The sequence below is a fragment of the Pseudomonas sp. LF020 genome, assembly GCF_053456425.1.
In genome coordinates this window covers 515,967-529,334 of sequence record NZ_JBRFIX010000002.1, presented here as the reverse complement: position 1 = coordinate 529,334, position 13,368 = coordinate 515,967, and the positions used below count along the sequence as shown (strand labels likewise).

The window sequence follows — 13,368 nt, the reverse complement described above, 5'->3', positions numbered from 1 at the left end:
AAGCCGTTAATACTTGTCATTGCCATTCAAATTTACCGCGACTCTCTCCTTTTGTCTTAACGTCATTGCTCAGGAGTGGGGAATGTAAGCCACGCTCTGGTCTGCACGCCCGTGGAATACCTGTTCGCCACGGGTCGGGGTGGTGGTGATGACCTGATGATCAGCCTTCAGCGCATCGAGTGGCACGGCGTCACCGGAACGGTATTGCGCGACGAAAATCGTGCGTTGCGGATCCCAATGTTCCCCGCTGGTCCTTTCCAGCCAGGCGATCAGCGTCGCGGTGTCGCCATTGTGCGGGAAGTCCGCGATCGTTTCCGGCACGTAGTAGAACGGTGTACCGCCGGTTTGCAGGTACATCGGTACTTTGTTGTCGACCTCGATCATGACCATGCGCCATTGATTCAACGGTGCCTGCTGACTGGCCTGCTCGCGAACCTGCTCGCCGAAGCGGATGACACCGCCGCCGCTGTTGGTCCACGGGTAAAGCACACCCAGTACCGCGGCGAGCAACACAGTGGTGACAGCGAAGCCGATCTTCAGCCCACGGCCTTCGCTGTTGCGGGCGGCCATGCGCCGGGTCACCCACCAGGCACCCAGCAATTGCGCGAAGGGCACCAGCGGCAACACGTAATAGCTGCGGCGACTGCCACTGGCGGTGAAGAACAGCATCAGCAGTGCAAGGCCTTGAATCAGCCAGCGGGTATCCGGTTCGATGTGCTTCCAGTTGCGCGCGGCCACCCACAAGGCAATCAACCAGCACGGCGCCCAGGGCAGGGTGTAGACCGGCAGGTAGATCAGGTAGGTGTAAATCGGCCCGAACTGATCGAACGGCTGGAAAAACCGCACCACGTTTTCACGCAGCACCAGGCCGAGGCCGCTTTGTTCGTAGTTGGGCGCACCGTAGAGGTGAGACAACAGGAACGGCGCCATGTAAAACGCCCCGGCGATCAACAGCGCGCCGAACAGTCGCAGGTTCAGGTGGCGTTTCCAGCGGTGTTCGCTGAGCAGGTGTGGCAGCAACACCAGCCCCGGCAGGATGAAACCGATCAGGCCCTTGAACAGCGATGTCAGCGACAGCAGGCCGAAGAACACCACGTAGCGCCAGAAGCGGGTGTCATCCGGGCCGCGCCAATACCACCAGACGGCCGCCAGCACACCGCAGACGGTGAGAATGTCGGCGGTGGCCACCCGCGCCCAGAACACGAAGTAGAACGTGGTCGCCAGCATCCAGCCGGCGATCAGCCCGGTGCCTTTGCGAAACAGTTGCTCGCCGAGCAGATACACCAGCCACACGCTGAACCACGCGGAAATCACCGATGACAGGCGCAACGACCAATGCCCCAGTCCGCCGGTGAACCAGGAGGTCGCGGTGATCAGCCAGTACGACAGCAGCGGTTTGTCGTAATAAGGACTGCCTTTGAGATAGGGATCGAAATAGTCGCCGCTTTGCAGCATCTGCAAGGCGATATTGGCCCAGCGGGTTTCCGGCCCCCACAGCTCGCGACTGCCCAGACCGAGCAATAACAGCAGGGCAGTCGCCGCCAGCAGAAGCAGCAATTGCCTCCGTTCAGTCCTAGTCCGGGTCATGGCTGGCTCTGGCTGAAGATGAGGATTTCGATCTGGCCACGGCGGTAGTGCTTGCCGTCTATCGGCAACAGCTCCAGTTGTTGCTCGTCAGAGGTGCTGTTGACGCGCATCACCACGCCCACCGAGCCTTTTTTGCGCGCTTCGGTCATCCATTCGCCTACGCCGTCGAGGCTGACCTTGCGTGACGCCATGGCCGGGTCATCGAGGCCGTATTTCAGCTCGCCAACGGTGTTGAACAGGTCGACTTGCGGACGACGCAAACGCCAGGACAGCGCGGACGCAGCGCCCAGGTCGTTACTCAGCAACGAGCTGGTTTCGCTCAGTTCCTGCTGATGTTCGGCAATGAACTGATCCGGCATTTTACTGTTGACGATGGTCGCCGGCATCGCCGCTGGCAGCAGCGCGACGAGCAGGCCGATGCCCAACGCCGGCATCGCCCACAGCGCCAGCGGGCGCAAGGCTTGCAGTGAACCGGCAATCAGCCAGCCGAGCAGCACGATATAGCCCAGCGACAGGCTGAACATTTCCGTGTGTTCGTAAACTTCACGGGTCGCTTGCAGGTAGATCAGCGCGACCAGTGCGGCAATGGCCAGCACTACGTTGACCACACCGTTGATGCGCAAGACGCGGCCGTTCTGGCGTTCGAGCCAGCCCGCCAGCGTGTGTCCCATCAGCAAGGCCAACGGCAGCAGGCACGGCATGATATAGGTCGGCAGTTTGCCGCTGCTCGCGCTGAAAAATGCCAGCGGCAGGAGGAACCACAAGGCGAGGAAGGCGATTTTCGGATCGCGCTTTTCCCGCCAGGTACGCAGCAGCGTCGAAGGCAACAGCATTGCCCATGGCAAGGTGGCCGCAAACAGCAGCGGCAGGTAGAACCACCATGGTCGTGCGTGCTGTGCGTCTTCGCCGGCGGCGAAGCGGCGGATGTGTTCATGCCAGAAGAAGAATCGCCAGAAATCCGGTTCACGCGCATGTACGGCCAGAGCCCATGGCACGCTGACCAGCGCGGCCACTGCAACGGCAACCAGCCCATAACGCACCAACTCACCGAAACGCCGTTGCCAGATCATGTAGGGCAGGGCGATCAGCACCGGCAGCATCAAGGCGAGGAAACCTTTGGTCATTAGGCCCATGCCACAAGCGAATCCCAACAAAGCCCAGCCAACCAGGCGCGCGCGCGGGGTGTTGCTGTCGATGGCAAACCAGATCGCCACCAGACTCAGGTTGACCCACAGGGTGAACTGCGGATCGAGGTTGGCATAGCCGGCTTGCCCTGCGATCAGGCCGAAGCTCATATAAAGGAGGGCACACGCGGCGCTGATTCGCGGGTTGTTCCACAGGCGCCGGGCCAGCAGCCAGGCCAGCCACACGCTAACCCCGGAGCTGAGCGCCGAGGCGATGCGCACGCCGAACAGGTTTTCACCGAAGATGGCCTGGCCGATGGCGATCATCCAGTAGCCGGCAATCGGTTTTTCGAAGTAGCGAATGCCCATGAAGTGCGGCGCCACCCAGTTGCCGCTCTGCAGCATTTCCTGGCTGATCTGGCCGTAACGGGTTTCATCGGGAATCCACAGGCCGTGGGTCATCAGCGGCAGCAGATAAAACACCACGAATGCCAGCACCAGACCGGGGATCGCGAAGCGTTCGATCAGGCTGCTCTGGTGGAGGCGCGGCAAATTCAACGCCGCATGATGCAGCGGTTTGTTCTCAGACGTCATGACTGGACCTTGGTGCAGTACAAAGTGTGCGTTTCAGTGACGGCCTGGCAATTTCCGTTGCAGGCGCGGCACTGGGTTGAATGAATGCAGAGGCGAGCACGGCCAATGGGCGTGTCCTGCATTCAGAGAACGGGTCTGCTTCCAGCGTTAAGTTCTCCTTGGGAAGACAAGCTTTAAAATTAATTTTTTCCAGTTCTGGAAAGTAAAAAACATTTCTTATTACAAATTTCATACACGGCAATACCTTGTGCCAGAGCATTGGCCGGGCCGTTTGTTGTCGACTAAGTTTGATGATTACTTGGCCAATCGTTGCCAGCCTTCGGGATTCATGATGCCGATGACTTCAAGTTTTCCTTGCGCATCTATCCGGGCTAAAACAGTGCTGCCATATTCGGCGGCGACCGCGCGTGGGTAACCGGTTTGCCGTTCGAAATCGGCGATGCAGCCGCTGTGGGTTACCAGAATCATGTTCTGTCCCGGGGTCTTGTGTGCCACCAATTCATTGCGCATTGTCGGGCCACAGGTTTCCAGCCATTCCGCCGCCACGGCATCGTGGCCGAGCATGTAGTGCGCAGTCTGCAGGGTGCGCGTCAACGGGCTGCTGAAGAACTGGGTCTTTTCCAGGCCCAGTTGCGTAAAGCCGCGGCCGACGTCGGCTGCAGCAATGCTGCCAGCCTGGGTGATACCGTCCGCCGGCCCCAGACAAGTATTGGTCGAGCGGTCGCAACGTTCGGTATGTCGCACCAGTGCGACAACCTCACCGGCCTGCCAGGCCTTCACCCACTCCTGGGTAGCCGACGCACTGGCATAGCGCAGGTTGGCGGGCGAGCGTTGCATCCAGACGAAGCCGCAAATCAGTGTAATCAACAGCAAACCGACAGCAATGATTGCCCAGGTGCGCGGACGAGACAGATCCCATCGCCTGGACGCTGATTGTACGTGTACTAATTCAACCACGACGTTGCCCCTTGTCATTCCCGAGTTCCACTCAGTACACGCACAGTGCAACGTAAGCTCCAGGAGGTTAGTTACTTTACGGTGGTCTACTTGAATGGCTGCTGAACACTACGTTCAGAGTCGTGGCAGTGCAGTGAAGAACATGTGAAAAATTTGCGAGGTCCGGCGTGTTTTAACTAAAACGGCTATTTGATAAACAAACTCAAATACACGTTTTGTTTGTTTTAAACACTTAACAACAACGCCGGGCAAGGCGAAGCTGCGAATATTGGTCAACGTCGTCGCGCCGCCCCTTGCGGCCCTGGCATCAGCCCTGGAGTGATTGAACCGGATGGACCTCAAGCAAAGCCTCGCCAATCGGATTGTGATTGTGTTCGCCCTGATGAGCGCGGTGGTGGCCGGTGTCTTCGCGATGGGCATTGTGGCCACGGTGCATGTCGTCGAGCACAAGTTGACCATGACCGCCCTCAGCGGCGGATTGCGCCGCTTGTTGGCAATGGACGACATCAACGAGTGGCGCCACGAGCCGGAAAAGAGCGAACTGTTTTTTTTCGAGAGCGGCCCGGGGGCCATGGCGCTGACGCCACAACTGGCAGCATTGCCCCAGGGGTTTCAGGAGATCACCTTCAACGGCGATGACTTCTACGCGATGGTCGAGGCGGTCGGCGGTCGCAAATATGTGCTGCTGCGCAATCAGGAAAGCTTGGAACAGCGCGAGCACTTGCTGTTCGTGGTGGTGATTGTCGGGTTCATCCTCAGTGTCATGCTGGCGGTCGCGCTCGGCAGGCTGCTGGCGCGGCAGGTCATGGCGCCGGTGATTCGCCTGGCAGGGCAGGTGCGGCATCGTGATCAGTTGATCGCGTTGGCGCCGGCCCTGCATCCGGACTACGCCGATGATGAAGTAGGAGAGCTGGCGCTGTCTTTTGACCAGACACTCGGCCGGTTACGCGAAACCCTGAACCGCGAAAAACTCTTCACCAGTGATGTCAGTCATGAACTGCGCACACCGTTGATGATTCTGGCCAGCTCCTGCGAGCTGTTGCTGGCCAACCCCTCGCTGGATCAGCGTTCCACCCAACAGGTCACACGCATCGCCCGGGCCAGCGCTGAGATGCGCCAACTGGTCGAAACCTTCTTGATGCTGGCGCGCAAGCCGGAAGAGCTTGGCACCGAATCCACTTGCACACTCAAATCTATCGCCGACGCCCAGGTGGAAATCTGGGGGCGACTGATTCGGGAAAAGGGTCTGGAGTTTATCTACGAGCCACAACTGGCGGGCACCGCGCGTTATGACCTGACGTTCTTGCAGTCGGTGATGGGCAATCTGTTGCGCAATGCCTGGCACTACACCGATCAGGGCTTTGTCCGCTTGACCCTGCTCAAGGACAGTTTCGTGGTCGAGGACAGCGGCATCGGTATTCCGGAAGAGAAACGCCACGCGATGTTCCAGCCATTCGTGCGCGGTGACGAACAGCGCGGTGAAGGCCTCGGGCTGGGGTTGTCGCTGGTGCAGCGGATCTGCAGCCATCAGCGCTGGCAGGTTCAGTTGGTGACTCGCGAACCGAACGGCTGCCGTTTCACCGTCACGCTGTTGGCGACTCAGGAGGCCGACGGGCAGGCGCGAGAATTGCCCGCCGCCTGATTGATCAGGGCAGCCAGGCGTTTGACGTTGTTCTGTTGCGCCGCCACCAGCTCGTCGATGCTCGGGCCGGACGCTGTTTGCAAGGTTGAATGGCAGGTCAGCAGCGCATTGTCCGCCGCACCGCTGGGGCGCAGACGCCACTTGACGTCGATCAGCCCGTACTGGCCGGGGATCGAGTCGAAACGCTGCACATCGATGCGCACCGAGACATTGCCGCGACTGCCGGTATTGCTCAGTTGATCGTTCAAGGCGCTGCGCAACTCATCCGCCAGACTCGCTCCCCACCACTGGGTTTCCAGAATCGCCAGGCCATTGTTGCCCTGACGGATGACGATTTGCGGGCGATCGACTTGTGGCGGCACGCTGATCCCCTCGATCGGAATCTGCGCGCCGGCCCGGGATGCCGGCAGTTGCACCGGAGTCAGGGTGTGAAAGCTGATCGGCTCGCTGCGGCAGGCGCCAAGCAGCATGAACGCAGCGAGCACGGTGATCTTCAGCGGTAAAGCCATGGGATAGCTCCTGTGCTCAATTGCGTGGCGGTCCTTTCAGATCCAGCGGCGCGGCGTTGTCGGGGCGACCGCGAATCAGCGATTCCGGATGGCGACCGAGATAATCCGACAGCTCACGCAGCGAACGCGACATGCGCCCGAGTTCGTCGAGGGTCTCGGTGAGCTTTTCGCGCTGCGGCGAATCTTCGGCCAGGGTCGAACTGGCGGACTGCAAGGTCTTGCTGACGTCGGCCAGGGTGGTCTGCACGCTCGGCAGGGTTTTCGCGTTGAACTGGGTCAGGCCTTTGCGCAGCTCGACGAGGTTGCTGTCGAGGTTGCCGGCAATTCGTTCGACCGGCAATTTGTTGAGTTTGTCGACCACGGCTTCGAGTTTTTCCTGCAACTGTTCGAGGCTGCCGGGCACGGTTGGCAAGACCACCGGCCGGAGCGTCGCGTCGAACGCAACTTTCTCGGCTTTCGGGAAGAAATCCAGCGCGATGTACAACTGTCCGGTCAGCAGATTGCCGCTGCGGGCCTGGGCGCGCAGGCCGTTATCGACAAAGGTGCCCAACAGGCGAATGCCGGCGGCTTCGTCGTTGGGATCATGCTTGAATTCGGTGAGCATTTTCTTGTAGGCCTGGCCGAGGCGTTGCGGGTAAATGACGATACCGACGTTGAGCGGGAAGCTGCGTTTTTTCGCATCGAAATCCAGGTTGATGCCCACGACCCGGCCGATCTCCATGCCGAGGAATTCGACCGGCGCATCGACCTTGAGCCCGCGCAGCGACTGGTCAAAACGCAGCACCATGTATTGCGCCTTGCCATTGGGCGGGGCGAGGGCGGTTTGCTGATCGGCGAACAGTTCGAAGTCCTTGTCGTCGGCGGCGGCCACGTCGTTGGGGCTGTAATCCGGCGCACGGAAGGCGATGCCGCCGACCAGCATGGTCGACAGCGATTCGGTCTTCACCGCAAAGCCGTTGGCGCCGACATTGATGTCAATGCCGCTGGCGTTCCAGAACCGGGTGTTTTCGGTGACGAACGCGTCGTTCGGCGAGTGAATGAACACCTCGATGTCCACGCCTTTGCCCTCGGGATTGAGGGTGTAGGTCACCACCTGACCGACCGGAATCTTGCGGTAGTAAACCGGCGAACCGATGTCCAGCGAACCGAGATCCGGCGCGTGCAGCATGAAGCGCTTGCCCGGTTCGCCGTAGGTGATCGGCGGTGGGTTCTCCAGGCCCTTGAAGTGTTTCGCGCGGCTGTCGGATTGGCCGATATCGGCACCGATGTAGTCGCCGGAGAGCAGGGTGTCGATGCCCGACACGCCACCGGCACCGATGCGCGGACGCACGACCCAGAAGTGCGAGTCTTCGCGGGTAAAGGTTTCGGCCTGCTTGGCCAGTTTGATCGTGGCGTCGACGCTCTTCTGATCGCCGCTCAACTCAACATCCGTCACCTGACCGATCACCACGTTGCGGTATTTGACCTCGGTCTTGTTGGCGGTCAGGCCGCTGCCGGTCTTGAAGTTGACGACGATGGTCGGGCCTTCCTGCAACAGGTTGTGCACCACCAGCGAAATACCGACCAGCACCGCGACGATCGGCACGATCCACACCAGTGAAATACTGAAGCGTCGCGTCTTGATCGGCGCTTGGCCCGGTGCTCGTGGCTCATCGGCGGCTGACGACTTCATCCATGTCCTCCTCGGTTTTGTGGATGCTGAGCGTCAGGAACGCAAAAGCACCTCATCAATATAGAAGTGCTTGGCGATAGAGCAAATTCACGGGATTACGTGAATTTGTGTACGAGCTGCCGCAGGCTGCGATCTTTTGACCTTAAAAATCAAGATCAAAAGATCGCAGCCTGCGGCAGCTCCTACAGGGCGGGGGTTATCCGAGGATTTCGCGCAGGCGATACCAGAACATGCCCAGTGCCAGCAGCGGCGAACGCAGGGCCGGGCCGCCGGGGAAGGTCATGTGCGGCACCGCGCTGAACACGTCCATGCCCTGACTGTGGCCGGCGTGGATTGCCTCGCCCAGCAGTTTGGCGCACCAGTGCGTGACGTTGAGGCCGTGACCGGAATAACCCTGAGCGTAAAACACGTTGGGCTGCTGCTTGAGTCGGCCAACCTGCGGGAAACGGTTGGCGGTGATGCCGATCTTGCCGCCCCATTGATAGTCGATGCTGACGTTCGCCAGTTGCGGGAAGACCTTGAGCATCTTTGGCCGCATGTAGGCGGCGATGTCCGCCGGATCGCGGCCGGAATAGTGACAGGCTCCGCCAAACAGCAGGCGGCGGTCCGCCGAGAGCCGGTAGTAGTCGAGGCCGACTTTCTGGTCGCACAACGCGAGGTTGTGCGGGATCAATTGCGCGGCGCGCTCCTCGGACAGCGGCTCGGTGGCGATGATGTAACTGCCGGCGGGCAGTACCTTGCCGCTGAGTTGCTGTTCGAGTTCATCCAGATGCGCGTTGCAACCAAGCACTAGACTGCCAGCGCGAACGCTGCCGCTGGCGCAACGCACTTTGACGGTTTCGCCATGAATGATCTGCAGCACCGGGCTTTGCTCGAAAATACGCACGCCGAGGGACGCTGCCAGGCGCGCTTCGCCTTGCACCAGATCCAGCGGGTGCAGATGGCCGGAACCCATGTCGATCAGACCACCCGCGTAGCCATCGGCGTTGACCACTTGCTGGCGGATCTGCTCCGGGCCGACCAGCCGGGTCTGATGTTGATAGCCGAGTTCGTCGAGGCTGACCTGTTCGTCCTTGAACGCAGCGAACTGTGCGGGGGTGTTGGCCAGCTCACAGAAGCCCCAGCGCAAGTCGCACTCGATGGCGTTCTCGGTGATGCGCTGGCGCACCAGTTCCACCGAGTCGATGCCGGCGCGCTGCAAGTAACGCACGCCGTCATTGCCGACGTAACGGGCAAAGCCTTCGACCTCATGACCGATACCGCGAATCAATTGACCGCCATTGCGCCCGCTGGCGCCCCAACCGATGCGCCGGGCTTCGATCAACACCACCGACAGCCCGCGCTGGGCCAGTTCGATGGCAGTGTTGACCCCGGTGAACCCGCCGCCGATCACGCAGACATCGGCGCTGAGATCACCGTCGAGTGTCGGCCAAGGCGTGCTGGCCCGCGCCGAAGCGGCGTAATAGGAGCGGGCGTGTTCTTGCGTGTACTGATTCATTTGTTCGACTTCACTTTGCTCCAGGACCGGGTCATCAGACGCATGATCGACTGGGGCGGGGTAGAGGAGATGTAGAGCTTGTCCAGCACCGCCTGCGACGGGTAGACCTCGGGATTGTTCACCAGCGCCTGATCCATGTACTGCTTGGCGGCCGGGTTCGGGTTGGCGTAACCGACCGACGCGCTGACCTTGGCGATCACTTGCGGATCGAGCAGGTAATTGATGAAGGCGTGAGCTTCCTTGGTGTTGCTGGCGTCGGCCGGGATTGCCAGCAGGTCGAACCACAGGTTGGCGCCTTCCTTCGGAATCGCGTAAGCGATGTTCACCCCGTTCTTGGCTTCCTTGGCGCGGTTGGCCGCCTGGAACACATCGCCGGAGTAGCCGAAGGCTACGCAGATGTCGCCATTGGCTAGGTCGGAAACGTATTTCGAGGAGTGGAAATAGGTGATGTACGGGCGAATGCTCAGCAGTTTCGCTTCGGCCTTTTTATAGTCTTCCGGGTTTTCGCTGCGTGGGTCCATGCCCATGTAGTTGAGGATCGCCGGGAACACTTCGTCCGCCGAGTCCATCATCGACACGCCGCACTGGGTGAGTTTCTTCAGATTCTCCGGCTCGAACAGCACGGCCCAGGAGTCAATGTGATCGATGCCGAGCACAGCCTTGACCTTGTCGACGTTGTAGCCGATGCCGTTGGTGCCCCACAGGTACGGCACCGAGTGCTGGTTGCCCGGGTCGTTCTTCTCGAGTAGTTCAAGCAGCTTGGGATCGAGATTTTTCCAGTTCGGCAACTGCTCGCGATCGAGTTTGAGGAACGCCCCGGCCTTCACCTGACGCGCGAGGAAGTGGTTGGATGGCACCACCACGTCGTAGCCGGTACGGCCCGCGAGCAGCTTGCCTTCCAGGGTCTCGTTGGAATCGAACACGTCGTAGATCACCTTGATCCCGGTCTTGGCCTGGAAGTCGGCGAGGGTGGTTTCACCGATGTAGTCGGTCCAGTTGTAGACACTGACCTGTGGCTGGGCCAGGGCGGCGGCGCTGCACAACAGCGCCAGGGCGGCGGGAACCATGGATTTCAATAGACGCATATCGACACCTCTTGGAGTTATTGGAGTTTTTCGGGTGAGCACGGCCCCTTGTGGGAGCTGGCTTGCCAGCGATAGCGGTGGGTCAGTCGATAGTGATGTCGACTGTGCCGACGTAATCGCTGGCAAGCCAGCTCCCACAGGGTTTGTGGTTGTTGGTCAGACGCTCAGCAGCAGGAACTCGCGCTCCCACGAACTGATCACGCGCTTGAAGTTTTCATGCTCGGCGCGTTTGACCGCGACGTAGCCGCGCACGAACTTGTTGCCCAGGTATCGGGCAACGGTGTCGCACTCTTCCATTTGCGTCAGCGCGTCTTCGATGGTGATCGGCAGGCGCAGGTTGCGGCGTTCGTAGGCGCGGCCTTCGACGGCGGCACTCGGCTCGATGCCTTCGACCATGCCGATGTAGCCACACAGCAGGCTCGCGGCGATCGCCAGGTACGGGTTGGCATCGGCGCCCGGCAGGCGGTTTTCCACGCGCATGGCTTCCGGCCCGGAGGTCGGCACGCGCAGGCCGACGGTGCGGTTTTCTTCGCCCCACTCGACGTTGACCGGTGCCGAGGTGTCCGGCAGGAAGCGGCGGAACGAGTTGACGTTCGGCGCAAACATCGGCAGCACTTTCGGAATGTACTTCTGCAGGCCGCCGATGTGATGGCGGAACAGCTCGCTCATCGTGCCGTCGGCATCGGCGAAGATCGGCTTGCCGGTGGCGATTTCCACGACGCTCTGGTGCAGGTGCATGGCGCTGCCAGGTTCGTCGCCAATCGGTTTGGCCATGAACGTGGCGGTGACGTTGTGCTTGAGCGCCGCTTCGCGCAGGGTGCGTTTGAACACGGTGATCTGGTCGGCCAGATCCAGGGCGTCGCCGTGCCGGAAGTTGATTTCCATCTGCGCCGGGCCGTCTTCATGGATCAGCGTGTCCAGATCCAGACCTTGCAGCTCGCACCAGTCGTAGACGTCTTCGAACAGCGGATCGAATTCGTTGGCGGCATCGATCGAGAACGATTGCCGACCGCTTTCGGCACGGCCCGAACGTCCCAGGGGTGCCTTGAGTGGCAGGTCCGGATCTTCGCAGCGCTGAGTCAGGTAGAACTCCATTTCCGGCGCCACGATTGGCTTCCAGCCCTTGTCGGTGTACAGCTGCAGGACTTTCTTCAGCACGTTGCGCGGCGACAGCTCGATCGGGTTGCCGAACTTGTCGAAGGTGTCGTGGATGACGATGGCGGTCGGTTCGATCGCCCATGGAATCACATACACGGCGTCGCTCACCGGTTTGCAGACCATGTCGATGTCGGCCGGGTCGAGCAGGTCGTAGTAGATGTCGTCGTCGACAAAATCCCCGGTTACCGTTTGCAGCAGCACACTTTCCGGCAGGCGCATGCCTCGCTCATGCAGGAACTTGTTGGTCGGTGCGATCTTGCCGCGGGCGATGCCGGTCAGGTCGCTGACCACACATTCAACTTCGGTAATCTTGTGATCTTTCAGCCACGTGAACAGCTGATCGAAAGGGGCATTCATAAAGACCTCGTTATTGGTTTTATAGACGCCGGGGAGGGCGGGTTTCATCTTCCGCCCCTTCCCCTGTGGCGCGTTGACGACTATCTTGGGCGTGCCTTGCCGTTCCATCTATCCACTTTAAGCAGCACCAAAGCGCACCAAAAGAGTGCGCAAGGTCTCCCATGACAACGTGTAATCCGCTACAGGTTCAGGCTTTCAATACCGCTGATGTCAGCGAACAGATCCGCGCCACGCCGGGTTGGGTTCAGCATTACCAGCAGATGTCTCCCGGGCATTTCGCCGGGCAGATTCGCTATCTGGACCTGGAGGGTGTGCAGGTCTACGAAGAACAGATGAACACTCGCGTCGAGCAGACGTTCAGCGCGCCATCGGGGGCCTTGGCCTTCTGTTTCGATCGCAGCGACAACGCGCTGTATCTGCTCAACGAAGACAGCCGCAACATCTGGATCACCCCGGAGAACTACCAGGAAATCGCCGTGGTGTTCGGCCCGGAATTCGTCCGTCAGCACGGTCTGGAGGTGGCGAGACTCGAGGGATTGTTCATGGCGCCGCTGAACTGCGGACAGAACGCCCTGTTCAGTCGCTGGTTAAGCTCAACACTCACGAAGTTGTCGCAAGCTGTTGATCCGTTTGATAAAGACTCACTGACTCAGCAGTTACTCGAAGACTGCCTGTTCATCCTCGACAACGCACACACCCGTCTTGATCGCGGCGGATTACAGCGGCGTAGCGAAGAACGCACGATCATGAAGCGAGTAGGGGAGTGGGCAGCGGATTCGCCGGAAGACACCGTCAATCTGCTCGAACTTGCGAAGGTCGCAGGGGTGCCTTTGCGACAATTGCAGCAGGCGTTCAAAGCCTATACCGGGATGACCCCGAGCCACTGGCTGCGCCTGCGCCGACTGAACAGTGCACACCGCGAATTGCTCAAGCGCGGGCCCACGGAAACCACCGTGGCCGAGGTGGCGATGCAGTGGTCATTCTGGCATCTGGGGCGGTTTTCCAGCAGTTACCGGGCGCTGTTCAAAGAGCTGCCGAGTGAAACACTCAAGCGTTCGGACAAATCAAACGCACTGCGTTGAGTATTTTCTGATGAATTTGTAAGCGTTGCCTGTCAGGCACTTCCGACATGTGTAGCGCAATGTTTCATACACGCCATTATTCTTTATAAAACGCAGTGTAATC

Annotated in this window: 10 protein-coding genes; 2 read left to right on the top strand and 8 right to left on the bottom strand. The window is 60.1% G+C overall.

Translation table 11 applies throughout. From position 1 onward, the window contains the following. Window positions 1-69: 69 nt before the first annotated feature. The 3 genes from ACU680_RS06370 to pmrG all read right to left on the bottom strand — a co-directional run bounded on the left by ACU680_RS06370 (window position 70) and on the right by pmrG (window position 4,280). A complete protein-coding gene (locus tag ACU680_RS06370; protein WP_448178977.1) occupies window positions 70-1,587 on the bottom strand; it encodes an ArnT family glycosyltransferase in 1,518 nt (505 codons plus the stop codon). Further along, window positions 1,584-3,305, bottom strand: a complete 1,722-nt coding sequence (gene arnT / locus ACU680_RS06365; RefSeq protein WP_448178976.1) for a lipid IV(A) 4-amino-4-deoxy-L-arabinosyltransferase — start codon at window positions 3,303-3,305, stop codon at window positions 1,584-1,586. Before arnT ends, ACU680_RS06370 begins: the two co-directional genes overlap by 4 nt. A 294-nt stretch (window positions 3,306-3,599) precedes the next feature. Continuing rightward, window positions 3,600-4,280: a lipopolysaccharide core heptose(II)-phosphate phosphatase PmrG gene (gene pmrG / locus ACU680_RS06360; protein ID WP_448178975.1), complete on the bottom strand. Its 681-nt coding sequence runs from the start codon at window positions 4,278-4,280 to the stop codon at window positions 3,600-3,602. A gap of 313 nt (window positions 4,281-4,593) precedes the next feature. Between pmrG and ACU680_RS06355 the strand changes: the two genes are divergently transcribed. Continuing rightward, a complete protein-coding gene (locus ACU680_RS06355) occupies window positions 4,594-5,904 on the top strand; it encodes a sensor histidine kinase (RefSeq protein WP_448178974.1) in 1,311 nt (436 codons plus the stop codon). On the opposite strand, the gene ACU680_RS06350 is transcribed toward ACU680_RS06355, so the two are convergent. The 5 genes from ACU680_RS06350 to ACU680_RS06330 form a co-directional block, all read right to left on the bottom strand. Continuing rightward, window positions 5,862-6,413, bottom strand: a complete 552-nt coding sequence (locus ACU680_RS06350; RefSeq protein ID WP_448178973.1) for a PqiC family protein — start codon at window positions 6,411-6,413, stop codon at window positions 5,862-5,864. The two genes, ACU680_RS06355 and ACU680_RS06350, sit on opposite strands and share 43 nt — an antisense overlap. 16 nt (window positions 6,414-6,429) lie before the next feature. Further along, window positions 6,430-8,085: a PqiB family protein gene (locus ACU680_RS06345; RefSeq protein WP_448178972.1), complete on the bottom strand. Its 1,656-nt coding sequence runs from the start codon at window positions 8,083-8,085 to the stop codon at window positions 6,430-6,432. Window positions 8,086-8,281: 196 nt separating this feature from the next. Beyond that, the gene (locus ACU680_RS06340; protein ID WP_448178971.1) at window positions 8,282-9,583 is read right to left on the bottom strand and encodes an NAD(P)/FAD-dependent oxidoreductase; all 1,302 of its coding nucleotides are present in this window, start codon (window positions 9,581-9,583) and stop codon (window positions 8,282-8,284) included. Further along, window positions 9,580-10,668, bottom strand: a complete 1,089-nt coding sequence (locus tag ACU680_RS06335) for a polyamine ABC transporter substrate-binding protein (RefSeq protein ID WP_448178970.1) — start codon at window positions 10,666-10,668, stop codon at window positions 9,580-9,582. The genes ACU680_RS06340 and ACU680_RS06335 overlap by 4 nt, the downstream gene beginning before the upstream one ends. A 156-nt stretch (window positions 10,669-10,824) precedes the next feature. Next, complete coding sequence (locus ACU680_RS06330) at window positions 10,825-12,183, bottom strand: glutamine synthetase family protein (RefSeq protein ID WP_247267595.1); 1,359 nt, start codon at window positions 12,181-12,183, stop codon at window positions 10,825-10,827. A 161-nt stretch (window positions 12,184-12,344) separates the two neighbouring features. On the opposite strand from ACU680_RS06330, the gene ACU680_RS06325 reads away from it, so the two are divergent. Beyond that, window positions 12,345-13,265 carry a helix-turn-helix domain-containing protein gene (locus ACU680_RS06325; RefSeq protein WP_448178969.1) on the top strand — a complete coding sequence of 307 codons (921 nt, stop codon included), beginning with the start codon at window positions 12,345-12,347 and terminating at the stop codon, window positions 13,263-13,265. Window positions 13,266-13,368 lie beyond the last annotated feature (103 nt).

Coding starts and splice junctions, on each gene's coding strand:
- ACU680_RS06370 (WP_448178977.1), bottom strand. CDS start 1,587: ATGACCCGGACTAGGACTGAACGGAGGCAATTGCTGCTTCTGCTGGCG.
- arnT (WP_448178976.1), bottom strand. CDS start 3,305: ATGACGTCTGAGAACAAACCGCTGCATCATGCGGCGTTGAATTTGCCG.
- pmrG (WP_448178975.1), bottom strand. CDS start 4,280: ATGACAAGGGGCAACGTCGTGGTTGAATTAGTACACGTACAATCAGCG.
- ACU680_RS06355 (WP_448178974.1), top strand. CDS start 4,594: ATGGACCTCAAGCAAAGCCTCGCCAATCGGATTGTGATTGTGTTCGCC.
- ACU680_RS06350 (WP_448178973.1), bottom strand. CDS start 6,413: ATGGCTTTACCGCTGAAGATCACCGTGCTCGCTGCGTTCATGCTGCTT.
- ACU680_RS06345 (WP_448178972.1), bottom strand. CDS start 8,085: ATGAAGTCGTCAGCCGCCGATGAGCCACGAGCACCGGGCCAAGCGCCG.
- ACU680_RS06340 (WP_448178971.1), bottom strand. CDS start 9,583: ATGAATCAGTACACGCAAGAACACGCCCGCTCCTATTACGCCGCTTCG.
- ACU680_RS06335 (WP_448178970.1), bottom strand. CDS start 10,668: ATGCGTCTATTGAAATCCATGGTTCCCGCCGCCCTGGCGCTGTTGTGC.
- ACU680_RS06330 (WP_247267595.1), bottom strand. CDS start 12,183: ATGAATGCCCCTTTCGATCAGCTGTTCACGTGGCTGAAAGATCACAAG.
- ACU680_RS06325 (WP_448178969.1), top strand. CDS start 12,345: ATGACAACGTGTAATCCGCTACAGGTTCAGGCTTTCAATACCGCTGAT.